Here is a 16548-nt window from a genome sequence, read left to right on the forward strand (position 1 = left end):
ATTATTTAATGGCTTTAATCACTTTTTCAGACAGATTGTGCTCAGGCTTGCCGTATTGCATTGCGCTGGTATCAATCACGATGTCGTAGCCTTCTTTCTCTGCGACTTTCTTAACTGCATCTTGAATGACTTTGAACAGTTTTTGCTTCTCTTCGGCTTCGCGACGGGCTGAAGCTTGCTCAAGTGCCTGAGATTTAATTTTGAATTTGCTGTCTAGTTGGCCAATTTCAATACGCAGTTTTTCAATCTCGTCTTGACCCATCAACTGACCATCACGCTTGAGCTTTTCAATTTTGGTTTTTGCATCGGCTTGAATCGCTTGCAGTTCAGCCGCTTTATCTTTGAACTCTTCTTGCATTTTTTGCAAAACGACTTCGCGCTGAGGCAAGGCTTGGAACACCTGCGCAGTATTGATGTAGCCAATTTTCTGCGCTGCATCAGCCGCATTAGCCACCATAGATGAGCTAAGAATAATTAGGCCAAGACCGGCTGCTTTGATCATGTTTTTCAAAATATGTTCCTCTCCTAGAAGGTTCTTCCGATAGTGAAGGTGAAGAATTCCTCATTGTCACCCTCATAAATTTTAATAGGTTTAGCCAGTGAGAATACCAGAGGCCCCATTGGTGAAACCCACTGCAAAGCAACGCCGTAAGATGAGCGATACTTCGTTGGATCTGAGTAGTCGTAGTAATACTGGTCGCCATAGGCTGCATGATTACGATAATCGAACTCGGTATCCCACACGCTCGCCATATCGTAGAAAATGCTGGTACGAATTTGATTACGTACTTCATCCGAAGCAAATGGGGTTGGCACAATCAGTTCCACGCTCGCCAAAGCGATGGCGTTACCACCCACTGAATCATCCGTCGCTGTATCCGAACCATTATTTGAACCGGAATAATCACGGTATACCGCTTTAGGACCTGCAGAGTTTGACCCAAAACCACGTAATGAGGTAAAGCCGCCCGCATAGAAGTTCTCATAAAATGGGAACAGGTTATCTTTTCCATCGGTTTGCCCGTAGCCATTTCCATAACCTAAACGTCCACGCAGTAGCAAGGTAAACTCATGCTTCTTGGTTAACGGGAAGTATTGGCGCACATCGTATTGCAGCTTGAAGTACTGAGCATCAGAGCCCGGCACAGTCATTTTGTACGAAGCACGTTGATGGTTACCTGCTGTCGGGAAATAACTGCTGTTTAGGTTATTACGCGTCCATGACAGGTTGAAATCAAAATCATTGGTTAACAGGTTGCCTTCTGAATCGATATTATTCGACTGCGCCGCAAGGAACTTTTCCACCTGTAAGTAAGGCGTTAGGTTACCCAGTTTATTGTGGGTATATCCGACCCCGAACTCGAAACGGTTCAACTCATCAAATGGGAAACCCCACGTCAGATTCATACCGTAGCTTTCGTTGGTATAGTCAACGATCCCCGCTTCAGAAGCTTCGAACTGGTTATAGAAAACTTTACCACCTAAACTAACACCATCAAGGTTCCAGTAAGGGTCTCGGTATTCCAAGGTCAGGTTTTTCTGGTAATCGTTGATCATCGCGTTGATGCCCACCAAGTTACCGCTGCCTAGGAAGTTATCTTGTTTCAAACCGACTTGGAAACTCACGCCTGATTCCGTGCCGTAACCGATGCCAAAGTTAACACTGCCGGAGTTCGCTTCTTTCACGCTGTAGACTAAATCAACTTGGTCTTCGCTGCCGGGGACTCGAACGGTTTGTACTTCTACGGTTTCAAAGAAGCCTAGACGATTAAGACGAGTTTTACCCGTTTCAATATCTTTCGAGTTCAGCCACGAACCTTCCATTTGACGCATTTCACGGCGTAGCACTTCATCACGTGTGCTGTTGTTGCCGACAAAACGAATATCACGCACATAAATACGCTTACCCGCTTCAACATGAACCACCAGTGATACTTGCTGCTTTTCATCATCAAATTCAGGAATAGTGCGCACTTGAGGATAGGCATATCCTGCCTCACCCAGCACTTTCTTGACACTTTCCTCAAGCCTTGTCACCGAAGAACCATTGTAGGTTTCTCCGATTTCAAATGGGATGAGCGAGGTGAACTCTGCTTCTTTGCCCATCAGTTCGCCACGGAACTGCACTTTGCTCACCGTGTACGGCTCGCCCTCATTCAGGTTGAGCGTAATGTAAACACCCTTTTTATCGGGAGAAATCGCGACTTGTGTGCTATCGACCTGAAACTTCAAATAACCACGATCCAAATAGTAGGTACGCAGTGCTTCAATATCACCCGCCAATACCTGCTTCTTGTACTTATCGTCAGCTAAGAAGTTCCACCAAGACACATCCACATTGAGGTTAAAACGAGACAACAGTTCTTCATCGCTAAACACTTGGTTACCGATGAAGTTAATTTGCTGGATCTTGGCTGACACGCCCTCAGTAAAGACAAACTTGAGGTCCGCACGATTACGAGGCAGTGGTGTCACAACCGCTTTCACAGTCGCGTTGTATTTACCCACGCTGTAGTAGAAATCTTCTAAGCCTTTTTCGATATTGCTTAGCGTGGTGCGATCGAGCGCCTCACCCACTCGGATATTAGAAGCTTCCAAGTTTTGTTTGAGCTGCTCTTCTTTGATCGCTTTATTGCCAGAGAATGACACGCTCGCAATCGTTGGACGCTCTTTCACTTGAACGACCAAGGTATTGCCATCACGCAGCACTTTGACATCTTCAAAGTTGCCGGAGGTGTACAACGCCTTGATAATGTTAGCAACATCTTGTGAATCAACACTATCGCCAACCCGAACGGGCATTTTCAGTAATGCAGCACCTAACGCCACCCGTTGCAGACCATTAATCTGGATGTCCTGTACCACAAATTTTTCGGCACCATTCGCCGACACGCTCGTGGCAAGTAATGTCGCGAGCAGAATCTGTTTCATCGCCATATTGTTTTGAGTTCTTCCTTACTACAACTCTTGCCTAATGTTTATCAATCACAGGCGAGTAAAATCGTTAAAGATTGCAACGGCCATTAAAGAGAAAATGATGGCACCACCAATCCGGTAACCCATTTCCTGAACCTTTTCAGGTACCGGACGACGGATCACCGCTTCAATCATGAAAAACAGCAGATGACCCCCATCCAACATTGGCAGTGGCACCAAATTAATAATGCCAAGGTTAATGCTGATCAACGCTAAAAAACCTAAAAAGTAGACAAAGCCATAGTCCGCAGTTGTTCCTGCCCCTTTGGCAATAGAAATCGGGCCGCTAAGGTTGTTCAACCCCACATCCCCTACTAGCAGTTTTTTTAACATACTGACCGTCAGGTCAATCACTTGTCCACTTTTTTCAACTGCTTTGCTCAGCGACTCAAATACACCAAATTGCAATTCAAATCGATAGCTTTGCGGCCATTCTGCGACTTTTGGTGCGATTCCCGCAAAGCCGATCACTTTTCCTTGCGAAAGTTCACGACTATCCGGTGTCAGTGAGAGCTCGATTTTTTGCCCAGCGCGCTCAACCACGACAGGGAGCGGCGCGTTAGGATGGTTTTGAATCGCATTCACAACTTGCTGCCAATGTTCAATTGCTTGGCCATTGATTTGCAAAAGAATATCACCCACTTGCAACCCTGATCGCTCACCAGCACCTTGTGCTGCCACACTGACCAATTGGTTTGATATTTCAGGGGTAAATGGCTTAAAGCCAAGCGCCCTCATAGCAGACTCTGTTTCTGGGTCAAAGTTCCAATCACGCAGATTAATTGTCTTGATTTCGTCGAGCCCAACGCCTTCTGCTGATGAAACGGTAAGCGTCATACTGTCATCACCAATATGACCAACCAAGCCCATATTCACCGATTCCCAGTCTGGGGTAGTCACGCCAGAGACCGCTTTAATCTCCATGCCCGACTCAAGCCCCGCTTGAGCTGCAATCGAGTATGGTGTGACTCCGCCAATCACAGGTTTGACCGCTGGGACACCGATCATAAACATCAGCCAATAGGCAAAGATAGCGAACAGAAAATTGAAGAGAGGGCCTGCGCTCACAATTGCCGAGCGTTTCCAGAGCGACTGCTTATCAAACGCCATAGCCTGTTGTTCGGCAGGTACATCATCGACCCGTCCATCCAACATTTTGACGTAACCGCCAAGCGGGATCATAGATAGGCTATATTCGGTGCCATCACGCCCCATGCGTTTCCAAATCGATTTACCAAAACCGATGGAGAATTTTTCGACTTTTACACCGCAACGTCTGGCAACCCAGAAATGTCCAAATTCATGCACTGCCACTAAAATGCCTAGCGCAACAATAAAGGCGATGAAGTTCCATAAGATGTCGTTCATGGTTGACGCTCTTTCAATACTTGGTGGGCAAAATGTCGGGCCATTGTATCTAGCTCAAGCAGGCTTTCCAAGTCACGGCAATGTAACTCGGTATTGGTCGCACAGACCTTAGACAATACCTGATCATTGATCGCGGCGATGTCAGTGAAACGTATTTTCCGTTTTAAAAAGGCGTCAACCGCGACTTCATTCGCCGCATTGAGCGAGGTCGTCGCATGTTGGCCAAGGAAACAAGCATCCATAGCCAATTGCAAACATGGGTAACGAGCAAAATCGACATCCATAAAAGTCAGTTGCTGCAAACGCGTAAAATCAAGCGCTGGTACACCGGCTGTCACCCGTTCTGGATAAGCCATAGCATAGGAGATCGGGGTTGCCATATCAGGCTCCCCCAACTGCGCAATCACTGAACCATCTTGGTATTGCACCATAGAATGGATCACGGATTGAGGGTGAATCAACACCTTAAGCTGTTCACGCGATGTATTAAACAACCACTTGGCTTCAATGTATTCGAGGCCTTTGTTCATCATGGTGGCCGAATCCACGGAGATCTTAGGCCCCATCGACCAGTTAGGATGAGCAATCGCCTGTTCGGGAGTCACACTCTCTAGGATCGAAAGATCACTGTAACGGAATGGACCACCTGAACCCGTCAGTAAAATATGGCTAATACCGTGCTGCGATAAATCACAGCGGCCAAGCTGTGTTTGGATCTCACGCGGTAAACATTGAAAAATAGCATTATGCTCACTATCAACCGGCATTAACTCCGCGCCCGATTGCGCCACAGCATCAATAAACAGTTGGCCAGACATGACCAATGCCTCTTTATTGGCGAGCAACACTCGTTTGCCCGCTTTCACCGCCGCCATCGTGGGTAACAAACCCGCCGCACCGACAATCGCCGCCATGACCGTATCCACTTCATCCAGCGCCGCGACTTGGCACATCGCTTGTTCACCGTATAAGACTTCAGTGGGGATCGCATGACTTTTTAGTAACTGTTGCAACTCGGCTGCCGCCTGAGCCGTTGCCATCACCGCATATTTAGGTTGCCATTGCTGGCAAAGCTGGTGCATTTTGGCCACATTGCCCCCAGCAACTAAAGCAACAATCGAAAACTGCTGTGGATTTTGGGCAATCACTTTAAGGGTGCTGGCTCCAATCGAACCGGTGGCGCCTAAGATGGTTAGTTTACGCATAGTGAAAACCGCTATTGTGCATCAGGCTGCCTGGGCAGCCCGATGATTAGAACAAGAAATAGAGAAGTGTAAACACTGGGAAAGCAGCCGTCAGGCTATCAATTCGATCCAAAATGCCGCCATGTCCCGGTATGATATTGCTGCTGTCTTTAATGCCAGAGACACGTTTAAACATACTTTCGACCAGATCGCCCAACACTGAAATCACCACGGTCAGCAAAATAATCAACAACATTGCCGGCATAGAGCTAAATTGAAGGCCAAACCCTTCAGCAACCCAGTACCCTACGAGCATAGCCGTAACCACGCCACCGACTAACCCTTCAATAGTTTTATTGGGACTGACTGCGGGCGCCATTTTGTGTTTACCTAGACTTTTTCCCACAAAATAGGCCCCGCTGTCTGCGGCCCAAACCAGAAAACAGACGAAGAGCACAAGTTTTGCGCCATAAAAAGGATCGGCGAGGTAAGAATGAGCGCGCAAAAACAGCACACTCCAAAAGAATGGCACTAGCGTCAGCAATCCAAAGAGATGACGTACACTGCTTGAGTGTTCCCATAACGGACGAGAGCGTGGATAAGTGATCGCTAAGCCGCTCGCCACCAACCACCATATACCACCGAGACCAAGCACGGCAAAATGGGGCGCACTAATATTACCGATGGCTGGAAATTCAAAATCAATCAATGCAAGACTGATCCCACCACACACTAGCGCAGGGATCATTGCCAGAATCCGTGATGGCTGGTTCACGAACTGAGTCCATTCCCAGAACCCAAGTAAAGTCACCACGGCAAGCGCCAGCATAAACCAAGCAAAAGGCAAATAGATAATGCCAAGGATCACCAAAGGCGCGAGAACAAGCGCTGTAATGATTCGCTGCTTCAAATTGAGAAGTCCTATATTCAGTTTTCCATCAATGCCTTGATTTGTTCACCAGTGCAGCCAAAACGGCGCTCGCGATTAACAAACCAAGTCACTGCTTCAATCAGGCAGTTTTCATCGAATTCAGGCCAGAAGACTGGAGTAAAATACATTTCTGCGTAGGCAAGTTGCCAAAGCATAAAATTACTAATGCGGCACTCTCCGCTAGTACGGATCAACAAGTCCACATCCGGCAGATCGGCCATTGTGAGATGTTGCTTAAACACGGCTTCATCAATATCGGTTGGCTGTAATTCACCTTGTGTGACTTTTTCTGCTAGTGCTTGGGTAGCTTGCAAAATGTCCCACTGACCACCGTAATTCGCAGCAATGTTCACCACCATGCCCGTATTGCTAGCCGTTAATTGTTCGGCTTGCGCTATTTTCGATTGTAAGCGCTCACTAAAGCGGCTTTTATCTCCAATCACGCGTAGACGAAGGTTATTTTTATGCAGTTTTTTTATCTCGGTGGAAAGCACCGTGATAAAGAGTTCCATCAGCACGCCCACTTCTTCTTCTGGTCGACGCCAGTTTTCACTGCTAAAGGCAAACAAGGTAATCGCTTGGATCCCTAGACGAGCAGAAGTAGAAATTGTTTTGCGAACCGCAGCAACACCATTTTTATGGCCAAACACTCGCGGTTTTCCCTGTGCTTTCGCCCAGCGACCATTCCCATCCATAATGATGGCAATATGCTTAGGTAATACATCTTGGGAAAGAGATAGATTTTGCATAAGAAACACAACGAACAATCAAAGAGGCGCAGAGTAGCATAAAAAAACGCTGTGCTGCGAGCACAGCGTTCTGTTCACCAAGCCAGTGGATTAAACTTCCATCAGCTCTTTTTCTTTTGCAGCAAGAACATCATCGATCTTCTTCACGGCTGCATCAGTCAGCTTCTGAATGTCTTCTTGTGCACGACGCTCATCATCTTCTGAAATTTCTTTATCTTTTAGCAGACCTTTTAGATCGTTGTTCGCATCACGACGGATGTTACGCACCGCAACACGACCGCCTTCCGCTTCACCACGCACAATTTTCACCAGATCACGACGGCGCTCTTCCGTCAGAGGTGGCAGTGGAACACGAATGATAGTGCCTGCTGACATTGGGTTTAAACCCAGATCAGACATTAAGATCGCTTTTTCAACTTTTTGAGTTAAATCACGATCAAATACGGTGATCGCCAAAGTACGTGCATCTTCTGCAATCACGTTAGCAATCTGATTAAGTGGAGTTGGAGCGCCGTAGTAGTCAACAGAAATACCTGTGAGCAGACTTGGGTGAGCACGGCCAGTACGAATTTTAGACAGGCCATTTTTCAGTGCTTCTACACTTTTCTCCATACGCTCTTGCGCATCTTTTTTGATCTCATTAATCACAATATCACCTTAATTCTTGTTTTCGTTTCGAGAGCGTTCAGTTTCAAGACTGATCACAGCGCGTCGCTGATCAATGTACCTTCAGTTTCACCCATAACGACGCGACGAAGTGCGCCAGGTTTGTTCATGTTAAATACACGAATTGGCATTTTATGGTCACGAGCCAGAGTGAACGCGGCTAAATCCATCACTTTCAGCTCTTTATCAAGCACATCGTTGTAAGTCAGCTTATCATACAGTTGTGCATCTGGGTTGGCTACCGGGTCAGCACTGTAAACACCATCCACTTTCGTCGCTTTGAGAACCACGTCTGCTTCAATTTCAATACCACGCAAACACGCTGCTGAGTCTGTAGTAAAGAATGGGTTACCTGTACCTGCCGCGAAAATGACCACTCGGCCTTGACGTAATTCACGAATCGCATCAGACCAGCTGTAATCGTCACACACACCATTTAGCGGGATAGCAGACATCAAGCGCGCATTCACATAAGCACGATGCAACGCATCACGCATTGCCAAGCCGTTCATCACGGTTGCCAACATCCCCATGTGATCACCTACAACACGGTTCATGCCTGCTTTCGCAAGACCAGCACCACGGAACAGGTTGCCCCCACCAATCACAACGCCCACTTGTACGCCCAGCTCAACCAGTTCTTTTACTTCCTGAGCCATACGCTCAAGTACCGTAGGATCAATACCAAAACCTTCAGAGCCTTGTAGCGCTTCACCACTTAGTTTTAACAAAATACGTTGATAAGCTGGTTTAGGGTTCGTAGTCATGGGAGTTTACCTTCCAAAGAGAGTTGAGGATTAACAGTCATGAATAGATTTGAGTGTGTACTTAAATCTATTCATCACGGCTAATCAAGGTGTCAGCTCTAGCCACATTTAACGAATCAACGCACTCATCGTAAAAAGACCGCAGCCATGGCCACGGTCTTTTTTTGAGCAATTGCGCTAGGATTAACCTTTTTGCACCAGTGCTACTTCTTCAGCAAAGCTCAGGCCTTCTTGTTTCTCGATGCCTTCACCTACTTCAAGACGAACGAACGCAGTCACTGCTACGCCTTTCTCAGCCAGAATTTCGCCAACAGTTTTCTTTGGTTCCATTACGAATGGTTGACCAGTCAGAGAAACTTCGCCAGTGAATTTCTTCATACGGCCTTCAACCATTTTCTCTGCGATTTCTTTTGGCTTGCCTTCGTTCATTGCGATGCCAACTTGAACTTCACGCTCTTTGGCAACAACTTCAGCTGGAACGTCGTCTGGAGTCAGGAATTCTGGACGAGAAGCAGCAACGTGCATTGCAACGTGCTTCAGAGTTTCTGCGTCAGTAGAACCTGCAACTACTACACCGATACGATCGCCGTGACGGTAAGTAGCCAGAGTTGCGCCTTCAACGTACTGAACGCGACGGATGTTGATGTTCTCACCAATTTTCGCAACTAGAGCAACACGAACTTCTTCGAATTGCGCTTGTAGTTCTTCTACAGAGGCTTTAGAAGCAACAGCAGCGTCAGCAACTTGGTTAGCAAATGCTACGAAGCTGCCGTCTTTTGCTACGAAGTCAGTTTGGCAGTTTACTTCAACCAGAGCCGCAACGCCTTCGCCTTCTTTGATAATGATGGTGCCTTCAGCAGCGATGTTGCCAGCTTTTTTAGCAGCTTTAGCAGCACCACTCTTACGCATGTTTTCGATCGCCAGCTCGATGTCACCGTTAGTTTCAACAAGGGCTTTCTTACATTCCATCATACCTGCGCCAGTACGCTCGCGCAGTTCTTTTACTAGAGCAGCAGTAACAGCCATTCTCTATTCCTCAGTTAATTCTGGATTGGGTAAAAATTGAGGGCCTACATTATCGGCCCCCAATGCTAACTATAACTTGGCCTATGCTGCACAATTATGGCAGATAGCCTAAGTTTCACTCAGAGCCGAGATTATTCCGCTTCTACGAAACCGTCTTTTTCAGCTACAACAGCGTCTTTGTTACGACCTTCATTGATCGAAGCAGCAGCCGCATTCAGGTACAGTTGAACAGCGCGGATCGCGTCGTCGTTACCTGGGATGATGTAGTCAACGCCGTCTGGGCTAGAGTTAGTATCAACAACAGCAAATACTGGAATACCTAGGTTGTTCGCTTCTTTGATAGCGATGTGCTCGTGATCTGCGTCGATTACGAACAGAGCGTCAGGCAGGCCGCCCATATCTTTGATACCACCAAGAGACTTTTCAAGTTTCTCCATTTCGCGAGTGCGCATTAGAGCTTCTTTCTTAGTCAGCTTGTCAAAAGTACCGTCAGTTGATTGAACTTCCAGCTCTTTCAGACGCTTGATTGACTGACGAACAGTTTTCCAGTTAGTCAGCATACCGCCCAACCAGCGGTTGTTAACGTAGTATTGGTTGCTTGCTAGAGCAGCTTCTTTAACAGACTCAGATGCAGCGCGCTTAGTACCTACGAACAGAACTTTACCTTTTTTCTCGCCAACTTTTGCCAGCTCAGCTAGAGCTTCGTTGAACATTGGTACAGTTTTTTCTAGGTTGATGATGTGAACGCGGTTACGAGCACCGAAAATGAATTGCTTCATTTTTGGGTTCCAGTAACGAGTTTGGTGACCGAAGTGTACGCCCGCTGTCAGCATATCGCGCATTGATACAGATGCCATTTTAAATTCCTCTATGGGGTTAGGCCTCCACATTCCCCGTATATCCGACTCCTCAATTGGAGCACCCCGGAACACGTGTCGGAATGTGTGTGATTTAAACAATTAGGTTTGCGGTTCCCAATCCTTTTCGCCGACAAGGAGAACAAGGACCCGGATTCCGGCGCGCTTTATACCATATTTTGCCCCTGTGTGGCTAGAAAAAATTCGTCGGAAGTCGATCTGCGATGAGCCAATTCCCCATCGTTTCTAGCTCAAGACTGACTGTTTTCTTGCGCTTCATCTGTCCATTGTTACAATAGCGCTACTAGCACCTTGTGTGCTCACAAGTCAGTAGAGAAAGCCGATGTCTATAAAAATCAAGAATGCCGTAGAAATTGAAAAAATGCGCGTTGCGGGCCGCTTAGCCGCTGAAGTTCTAGAAATGATTGAACCTCATGTGAAAGCAGGCGTGACCACTGAAGAGCTGGATCAGATATGTCATAAGTACATTACTGAGGTTCAAGGCGCGATTCCGGCACCACTGAATTATCACGGTTTTCCAAAATCGATTTGTACGTCGATCAACCATATTGTCTGTCATGGTATTCCAGCCAGTGAAGATTCTTACTTTGGCCAACTGCAGCGTCCTGCGGTACTGCGTGACGGCGACATCCTCAATATTGACATTACGGTGATCAAAGACGGTTACCACGGCGATACATCAAAAATGTTCATGATTGGTGAGGTGTCACTCGAAGACAAGCGCCTGTGTCATGTGGCACAAGAATGTCTGTACTTGGCTCTAAAACAAGTTAAACCAGGCGTGCAACTTGGCGAAATTGGTAGCACGATTGAAAAACACATCAAGACCAACAACAAAAATAATCCACGCTTTAAGTTTTCTATCGTGCGTGATTACTGTGGTCACGGCATTGGTGCTGAGTTCCATGAAGAGCCGCAAGTGGTGCACTACAAAAACAGTGATCGCACCGTGTTGCGTGAAGGGATGATTTTCACCATCGAGCCGATGATCAACGCCGGTAAATTTGGCTGCCGCCTTGATGATGAAGACAGTTGGACGGTTTACACCGCCGACGGTAAAAAATCTGCGCAATGGGAACACACTATTCTCGTTACGGCCACTGGCTGCGAGATCTTAACCCTGCGTAAAGATGAAACACTGCCGCGTTTGCTTAACAACGCTTAAGCTCTTCAACGCTGAAAAATATCCCTGCCAGTCAGGGATATTTTTTTATCTGCTGCCATCTGCTAGATTGGCTCTATTCGTGTTAACGCTTGCATGGACGCGCTATGCTGTATCAATCGCCCCTTACACTTCAAGAATCACAACTGACCGTTGAGAGTTTAAAGCAACAACTGGAAAGTTTTACGGAATATCAGAAACAGGAGTTTTTCGATCACCACCCTGTGACAGATTTGGTCTTAGGCCGCTCAGAATACATGGATTTGTTGCTGCATCGCCTATGGCAATCTTTTGGGTTTGATGAACTGCTCGAAGTGAGTTTAGTTGCAGTCGGTGGTTATGGTCGCGGTGAGCTGCACCCCCTTTCTGACATTGACTTATTGGTGCTTTCTCAGCAGCCGCTCAGTGATCAAGTCGCGAGCAAGATCAGCCAATTTTTAACTCTATTATGGGATTTAAAATTAGAGATTGGTCATGCGGTTCGTACGGTTGAACAGTGTGCTGAAATCGGTAAGGCCGACTTAACCGTCGCAACTAACTTACAAGAAGCGCGTTTACTTTGTGGGTGTGAAGAGACGTTCCATCACTTAAAAATGGTGATTCATTCTGAATCGTTTTGGCCCAGTGAAGTGTTCTATCAGGCCAAAGTGCAAGAACAAAAAGAGCGTCACGCCCGTTATCACGACACTACCTACAATTTAGAACCCGATATTAAATCAACGCCCGGCGGGTTGCGCGATATTCATACCCTAAGCTGGGTTGCTCGTCGCCATTTCGGGGCAACCTCCTTGTATGAAATGAGCCGCTTTGGCTTTCTCACTGATGCTGAATACCGTGAATTGGTTGAGTGCCAAGATTTTCTGTGGCGCGTACGTTTTGCGCTGCATATTGAGCTAAAACGTTACGACAACCGTCTCACCTTTGCTCATCAAGTTCAAGTTGCTCGTCATCTGGGCTATTTTGGTGAAGGTAATCGTGGCGTAGAAATGATGATGAAAGAGTTCTTTCGCACGTTACGTCGCGTGGCAGAACTGAACAAAATGCTGCTAAAAATCTTCGATAAAGCCATTCTCAATAACGGGGAAGAAGAAGATGCAATCATTATCGATGAAGATTTTCAGCGCCGCGGAAACATGATTGAGGCGCGTAAACCAGCCCTATTTCAAGCGCGCCCAGAAACCATTCTGGATATGTTTTTGCATATGGCGAACGATTCCACCATCGAATCGGTAGCGCCTGCGACCATGCGCCAATTGCGTACCGCTCGCCGTCGTTTAAATAAATTCCTGCACACCATTCCCGCAGCGCGAGAGAAATTTATCGAACTGGTGCGTCATCCCAATGCATTACATAAAGCCTTTAGCCAAATGCATAAACTCGGCGTATTGGCCGCTTATCTACCACAATGGCATCAAATTGTCGGCCAGATGCAGTTCGACTTATTCCACGTGTACACTGTCGATGAACACAGTGTTCGTTTGCTCAAGCACATCCATCTCTTTAGCGATATAAAAAATCACGAAAGACACCCTATCTGCTGTGAAATTTATCCTAAAATCCAGAAAAAAGAGCTATTAATTCTCGCCGCTATTTTCCATGACATCGGAAAAGGCCGAGGAGGCGATCACTCCGAAATCGGGGCTGATGAAGCCTTTGATTTCTGTATTGAACATGGCTTATCTAAGCCAGAAGCTAAACTCGTCGCGTGGTTGGTTAAAAATCATTTGCTGATGTCGGTCACCGCGCAGCGGCGTGATATTTATGACCCAGATGTGATCATCGAATTTGCCAAAAAAGTACGTGATGAGGAGCGCTTGGAATACTTAGTGTGCCTCACTGTCGCAGACATCTGTGCCACCAACCCTGAACTTTGGAACAGTTGGAAACGTACGCTACTGGCGGAGCTGTTTTACTCTACACAACGGGCTTTACGCCGCGGCTTAGAAAATCCGGTTGATATTCGTGAGCGGATTCGCCACAACCAGCAAATGGCTTCTGCACTATTGCGCAAAGAAGGCTTCACTAGCCGAGAAATTGAAGTGCTGTGGCAACGCTTTAAAGCCGACTACTTCCTACGCCATACCCATAAACAGATCGCTTGGCACTGCACCCATTTACTGCGCCATGAAGACAGCAGCAAACCCTTAGTGCTCCTTAGCAAAAAAGCCACCCGTGGGGGGACTGAAGTCTTTGTGTATACCAAAGATCAAGCCGCGCTGTTCGCGACCGTGGTTGCCGAACTCGACCGGCGCAACCTCAACGTACACGATGCACAGATCATGGCGAGTAAGGATGGGTACGTACTTGATACCTTTATGGTACTCGATCAAAACGGTCAAGCGATTGAAGAAGATCGTCATCAAGCCCTCATTCGCCATCTCGTGCATGTGTTAGAAGATGGCCGCCCGACCACGTTAAAAGCGCGGCGCATTCCGCGTAACTTGCAACATTTTAAGGTCAAAACACAGGTGGACTTTCTACCGACCAAGAGTAAAAAGCGCACTTTAATGGAATTGGTTGCCCTCGATACACCAGGTTTACTCGCCACTGTCGGTGCAACATTTGCAGAACTCAATCTCGACTTACATGCAGCAAAAATCACCACGATTGGGGAAAGGGCAGAGGATTTATTTATTCTGACCAATTCACAAGGTGCTCGCCTCAATGAAGATGAAGAGCAGTTACTGCGCGAGAAATTGATCGAAAATGTCTCTCAACTTGCACCTAGTGCTCAATAGCATCGTGTCGAACAGCGGGCGATTGAGCTTTACATGCCTGACGAGATCAGGTGGGATCTTGAGCACAACTTAACCTATTGAACTGTCAGGCACATCAACCTACTGCTACAGTGAATAGAGTCCATTACGAGTTTGACAAACATATGCTTGTGCTCAGTGATGGTAAACAGGTTATTTTGACTAAGAGGTTGCCTATGTTTCCCCATCTCGTCGGCTTGGGTATTAATGAACCTACGCAAATTGAACGTTATTCGCTGCGCCAAGAAGCGCATAAAGACGTGTTAAAAATCTACTTCAAAAAGCAAAAAGGCGAACTGTTCGCAAAAAGCGTTAAGTTTAAGTACCCAAGACAAATCAAAAATGTTTTGGTGGACAGTGGCAGTCATCAATACAAAGAAGTGACTGAAATTAATCGTAATTTGACGCTGGTGATTGATGAGCTGAATAAGATCACTAAACCTGAAGTGATGGGTGAAGTGGACGTAAAACAGAAAATTCTTAATGATTTACGTCACTTAGAAAAAGTTGTCGCCAGTAAAATTGCAGAAATTGAAGCGGATTTAGAAAAACTCAATTAGCCAGTCAGGTTCCCTTCAGGGAACCTGCTTACTAAAGACTCCAACCGAGCCAGTGACCGACGGCCGCTAAGCTGATCGCCGCCATCACCCCTGCCACTAAATCATCAATCATGATGCCGAAACCGCCATGTACGCGTTTATCCAACCAACTGATGGGCCAAGGCTTCACCATGTCGAAAAAGCGAAACAGCACAAAACCCGTGGCGAGCCATTTCCAATCGAAAACCGATAATTGGTATAACGGCACAATCAACATGGTGATCCAAAATCCAGCAAACTCATCCCATACGATCGAACCATGATCATGCACCTGCATATCATCCGAGGTCACTTGGCAGATTTTAATCCCTATCACGCTGGCTATCACAATCACTGCGATATAGAGCATGAAAGGCAGTTGAGCGAGTAACAGATAAAATGGTACCGATGCTAACGTACCCATCGTGCCGGGTACCACGGGAGATAAACCACTGCCAAAGCCCGTGGCCAGTAAGTGCCAAGGATTACGTAATGAAATTTTGCTGCGCGGATCGCTCATGCCTTCACCTTGAAATGATCATACCCTGCCAATTGCCAATCCAACTTTTTACCTTGATTATGCAGCTCAAACGTACCAGCAGGACGAATCTGACCAATACAAGTGACTTTGGTACCACAATGAGCCAAGGCATTTTCCAACGATCCACGATTCTCTTCTGGAATGGTGAAACAGAGTTCGTACTCTTCCCCGCTCGTCAAAGCATACTGCTGCGCGCTGGTAACACTATCAACGAACTGTAAGAGTTCTTTTGAAAGAGGCAGCAAGCTGACATCAATACTCGCTCCAACATTGGAGCGACGCAAGATGTGTTGCAAATCCGCAATCAAGCCATCAGAAATATCGATCGCCGATGAAGCCAAATGGACTAAGGCTTGTCCGGCCACAATCCGCGGTGTTGAAAGGTAATGACGCTGTTCGAGAATATCCGCAAACGGAAGTTGACGCTTTTCAGGGTGTAAAATCACATCCAGTCCCGCTTGGCTATCACCAAGATCGCCTGTGACATACAGCCAATCGCCCACTTTTGCCCCACTGCGCAACATCGCTTGCTCTTTAGGCAAAAAACCCTGCACGGTTAACGTGATACTGAGTGGGCCTTTGGTGGTATCACCGCCAATCAGCTGTACATTGTAGTAATTGGCTAACTCGAAAAAGGCATCGCAGAAAGGTTTTAACCACGTCTCATCGATTTCAGGCAGGGTCAGCGCAAGAGAAACCCAAGCAGGTGTTGCACCCATCGCCGCCAAATCACTGATGTTCGACGCTAAGGCTTTATGTGCGACCCAAGCCGGATTGGCTTCAGGAAGGAAATGGGTGCCGGCAACGAGAGTATCCGTGCTGATCGCCACACGTGAGTTTTCAGGAACTTTGACAATCGCACAATCATCACCCAACGCTAAATGCACGTCTTTACGCTGTGGTTGTCGGTTAGAAAAGTATTTATCGATTAAATTAAATTCACCAAACATCATCCAGACTCTTTGG

Annotated in this window: 15 protein-coding genes; 3 read left to right on the forward strand and 12 right to left on the reverse strand. The window is 46.8% G+C overall.

The genetic code is table 11. The features are described from left to right. Window position 1: 1 nt before the first annotated feature. From MKA69_RS01365 to rpsB, 10 genes are all read right to left on the reverse strand, one after another. On the reverse strand, window positions 2-511 hold the full coding sequence (locus tag MKA69_RS01365) for an OmpH family outer membrane protein (RefSeq protein WP_009355384.1): 510 nt from the start codon (window positions 509-511) through the stop codon (window positions 2-4). A gap of 14 nt (window positions 512-525) precedes the next feature. After that, the gene (gene bamA, locus MKA69_RS01370; RefSeq protein ID WP_001240972.1) at window positions 526-2937 is read right to left on the reverse strand and encodes an outer membrane protein assembly factor BamA; all 2412 of its coding nucleotides are present in this window, start codon (window positions 2935-2937) and stop codon (window positions 526-528) included. 48 nt (window positions 2938-2985) lie between these two features. Then, window positions 2986-4344, reverse strand: a complete 1359-nt coding sequence (gene rseP / locus MKA69_RS01375) for a sigma E protease regulator RseP (RefSeq protein ID WP_305847387.1) — start codon at window positions 4342-4344, stop codon at window positions 2986-2988. Then, the gene (gene ispC, locus MKA69_RS01380; protein ID WP_095456549.1) at window positions 4341-5549 is read right to left on the reverse strand and encodes a 1-deoxy-D-xylulose-5-phosphate reductoisomerase; all 1209 of its coding nucleotides are present in this window, start codon (window positions 5547-5549) and stop codon (window positions 4341-4343) included. The genes rseP and ispC overlap by 4 nt, the downstream gene beginning before the upstream one ends. Before the next feature lie 46 nt (window positions 5550-5595). After that, a complete protein-coding gene (locus MKA69_RS01385) occupies window positions 5596-6438 on the reverse strand; it encodes a phosphatidate cytidylyltransferase (protein ID WP_000813570.1) in 843 nt (280 codons plus the stop codon). Window positions 6439-6455: 17 nt separating this feature from the next. Further along, the gene (gene uppS, locus MKA69_RS01390; protein ID WP_304572502.1) at window positions 6456-7208 is read right to left on the reverse strand and encodes a polyprenyl diphosphate synthase; all 753 of its coding nucleotides are present in this window, start codon (window positions 7206-7208) and stop codon (window positions 6456-6458) included. A 90-nt stretch (window positions 7209-7298) separates the two neighbouring features. Continuing rightward, complete coding sequence (gene frr / locus MKA69_RS01395) at window positions 7299-7856, reverse strand: ribosome recycling factor (protein WP_000606616.1); 558 nt, start codon at window positions 7854-7856, stop codon at window positions 7299-7301. A gap of 53 nt (window positions 7857-7909) precedes the next feature. Further along, window positions 7910-8641: a UMP kinase gene (gene pyrH, locus MKA69_RS01400; RefSeq protein WP_000210549.1), complete on the reverse strand. Its 732-nt coding sequence runs from the start codon at window positions 8639-8641 to the stop codon at window positions 7910-7912. A 183-nt stretch (window positions 8642-8824) separates the two neighbouring features. Beyond that, entirely contained in the window at window positions 8825-9667 is an 843-nt protein-coding gene (gene tsf, locus MKA69_RS01405) for a translation elongation factor Ts (RefSeq protein WP_055027593.1), read from the reverse strand. A gap of 131 nt (window positions 9668-9798) precedes the next feature. Continuing rightward, window positions 9799-10524: a 30S ribosomal protein S2 gene (gene rpsB / locus MKA69_RS01410; protein ID WP_000179227.1), complete on the reverse strand. Its 726-nt coding sequence runs from the start codon at window positions 10522-10524 to the stop codon at window positions 9799-9801. 343 nt (window positions 10525-10867) lie between these two features. Between rpsB and map the strand changes: the two genes are divergently transcribed. From map to MKA69_RS01425, 3 genes are all read left to right on the forward strand, one after another. Continuing rightward, window positions 10868-11710, forward strand: coding sequence for a type I methionyl aminopeptidase (gene map, locus MKA69_RS01415; protein WP_000023304.1), 843 nt, complete (start codon window positions 10868-10870; stop codon window positions 11708-11710). A 104-nt stretch (window positions 11711-11814) separates the two neighbouring features. Then, entirely contained in the window at window positions 11815-14445 is a 2631-nt protein-coding gene (gene glnD / locus MKA69_RS01420; RefSeq protein ID WP_000966838.1) for a bifunctional uridylyltransferase/uridylyl-removing protein GlnD, read from the forward strand. A 194-nt stretch (window positions 14446-14639) separates the two neighbouring features. Then, the gene (locus MKA69_RS01425; RefSeq protein WP_000483923.1) at window positions 14640-15023 is read left to right on the forward strand and encodes a DUF3461 family protein; all 384 of its coding nucleotides are present in this window, start codon (window positions 14640-14642) and stop codon (window positions 15021-15023) included. Window positions 15024-15054: 31 nt separating this feature from the next. Here MKA69_RS01425 and pgpA read toward each other — a convergent pair whose 3' ends face one another. Then, complete coding sequence (pgpA, locus tag MKA69_RS01430; protein WP_095469687.1) at window positions 15055-15561, reverse strand: phosphatidylglycerophosphatase A; 507 nt, start codon at window positions 15559-15561, stop codon at window positions 15055-15057. Beyond that, window positions 15558-16532 carry a thiamine-phosphate kinase gene (thiL, locus tag MKA69_RS01435; protein ID WP_055029166.1) on the reverse strand — a complete coding sequence of 325 codons (975 nt, stop codon included), beginning with the start codon at window positions 16530-16532 and terminating at the stop codon, window positions 15558-15560. Before thiL ends, pgpA begins: the two co-directional genes overlap by 4 nt. Between the last annotated feature and the right edge of the window lie 16 nt (window positions 16533-16548).

Origin of the sequence: Vibrio sp. AH4, assembly GCF_030710545.1 — a bacterium.
Lineage (GTDB): Bacteria > Pseudomonadota > Gammaproteobacteria > Enterobacterales > Vibrionaceae > Vibrio > Vibrio metoecus.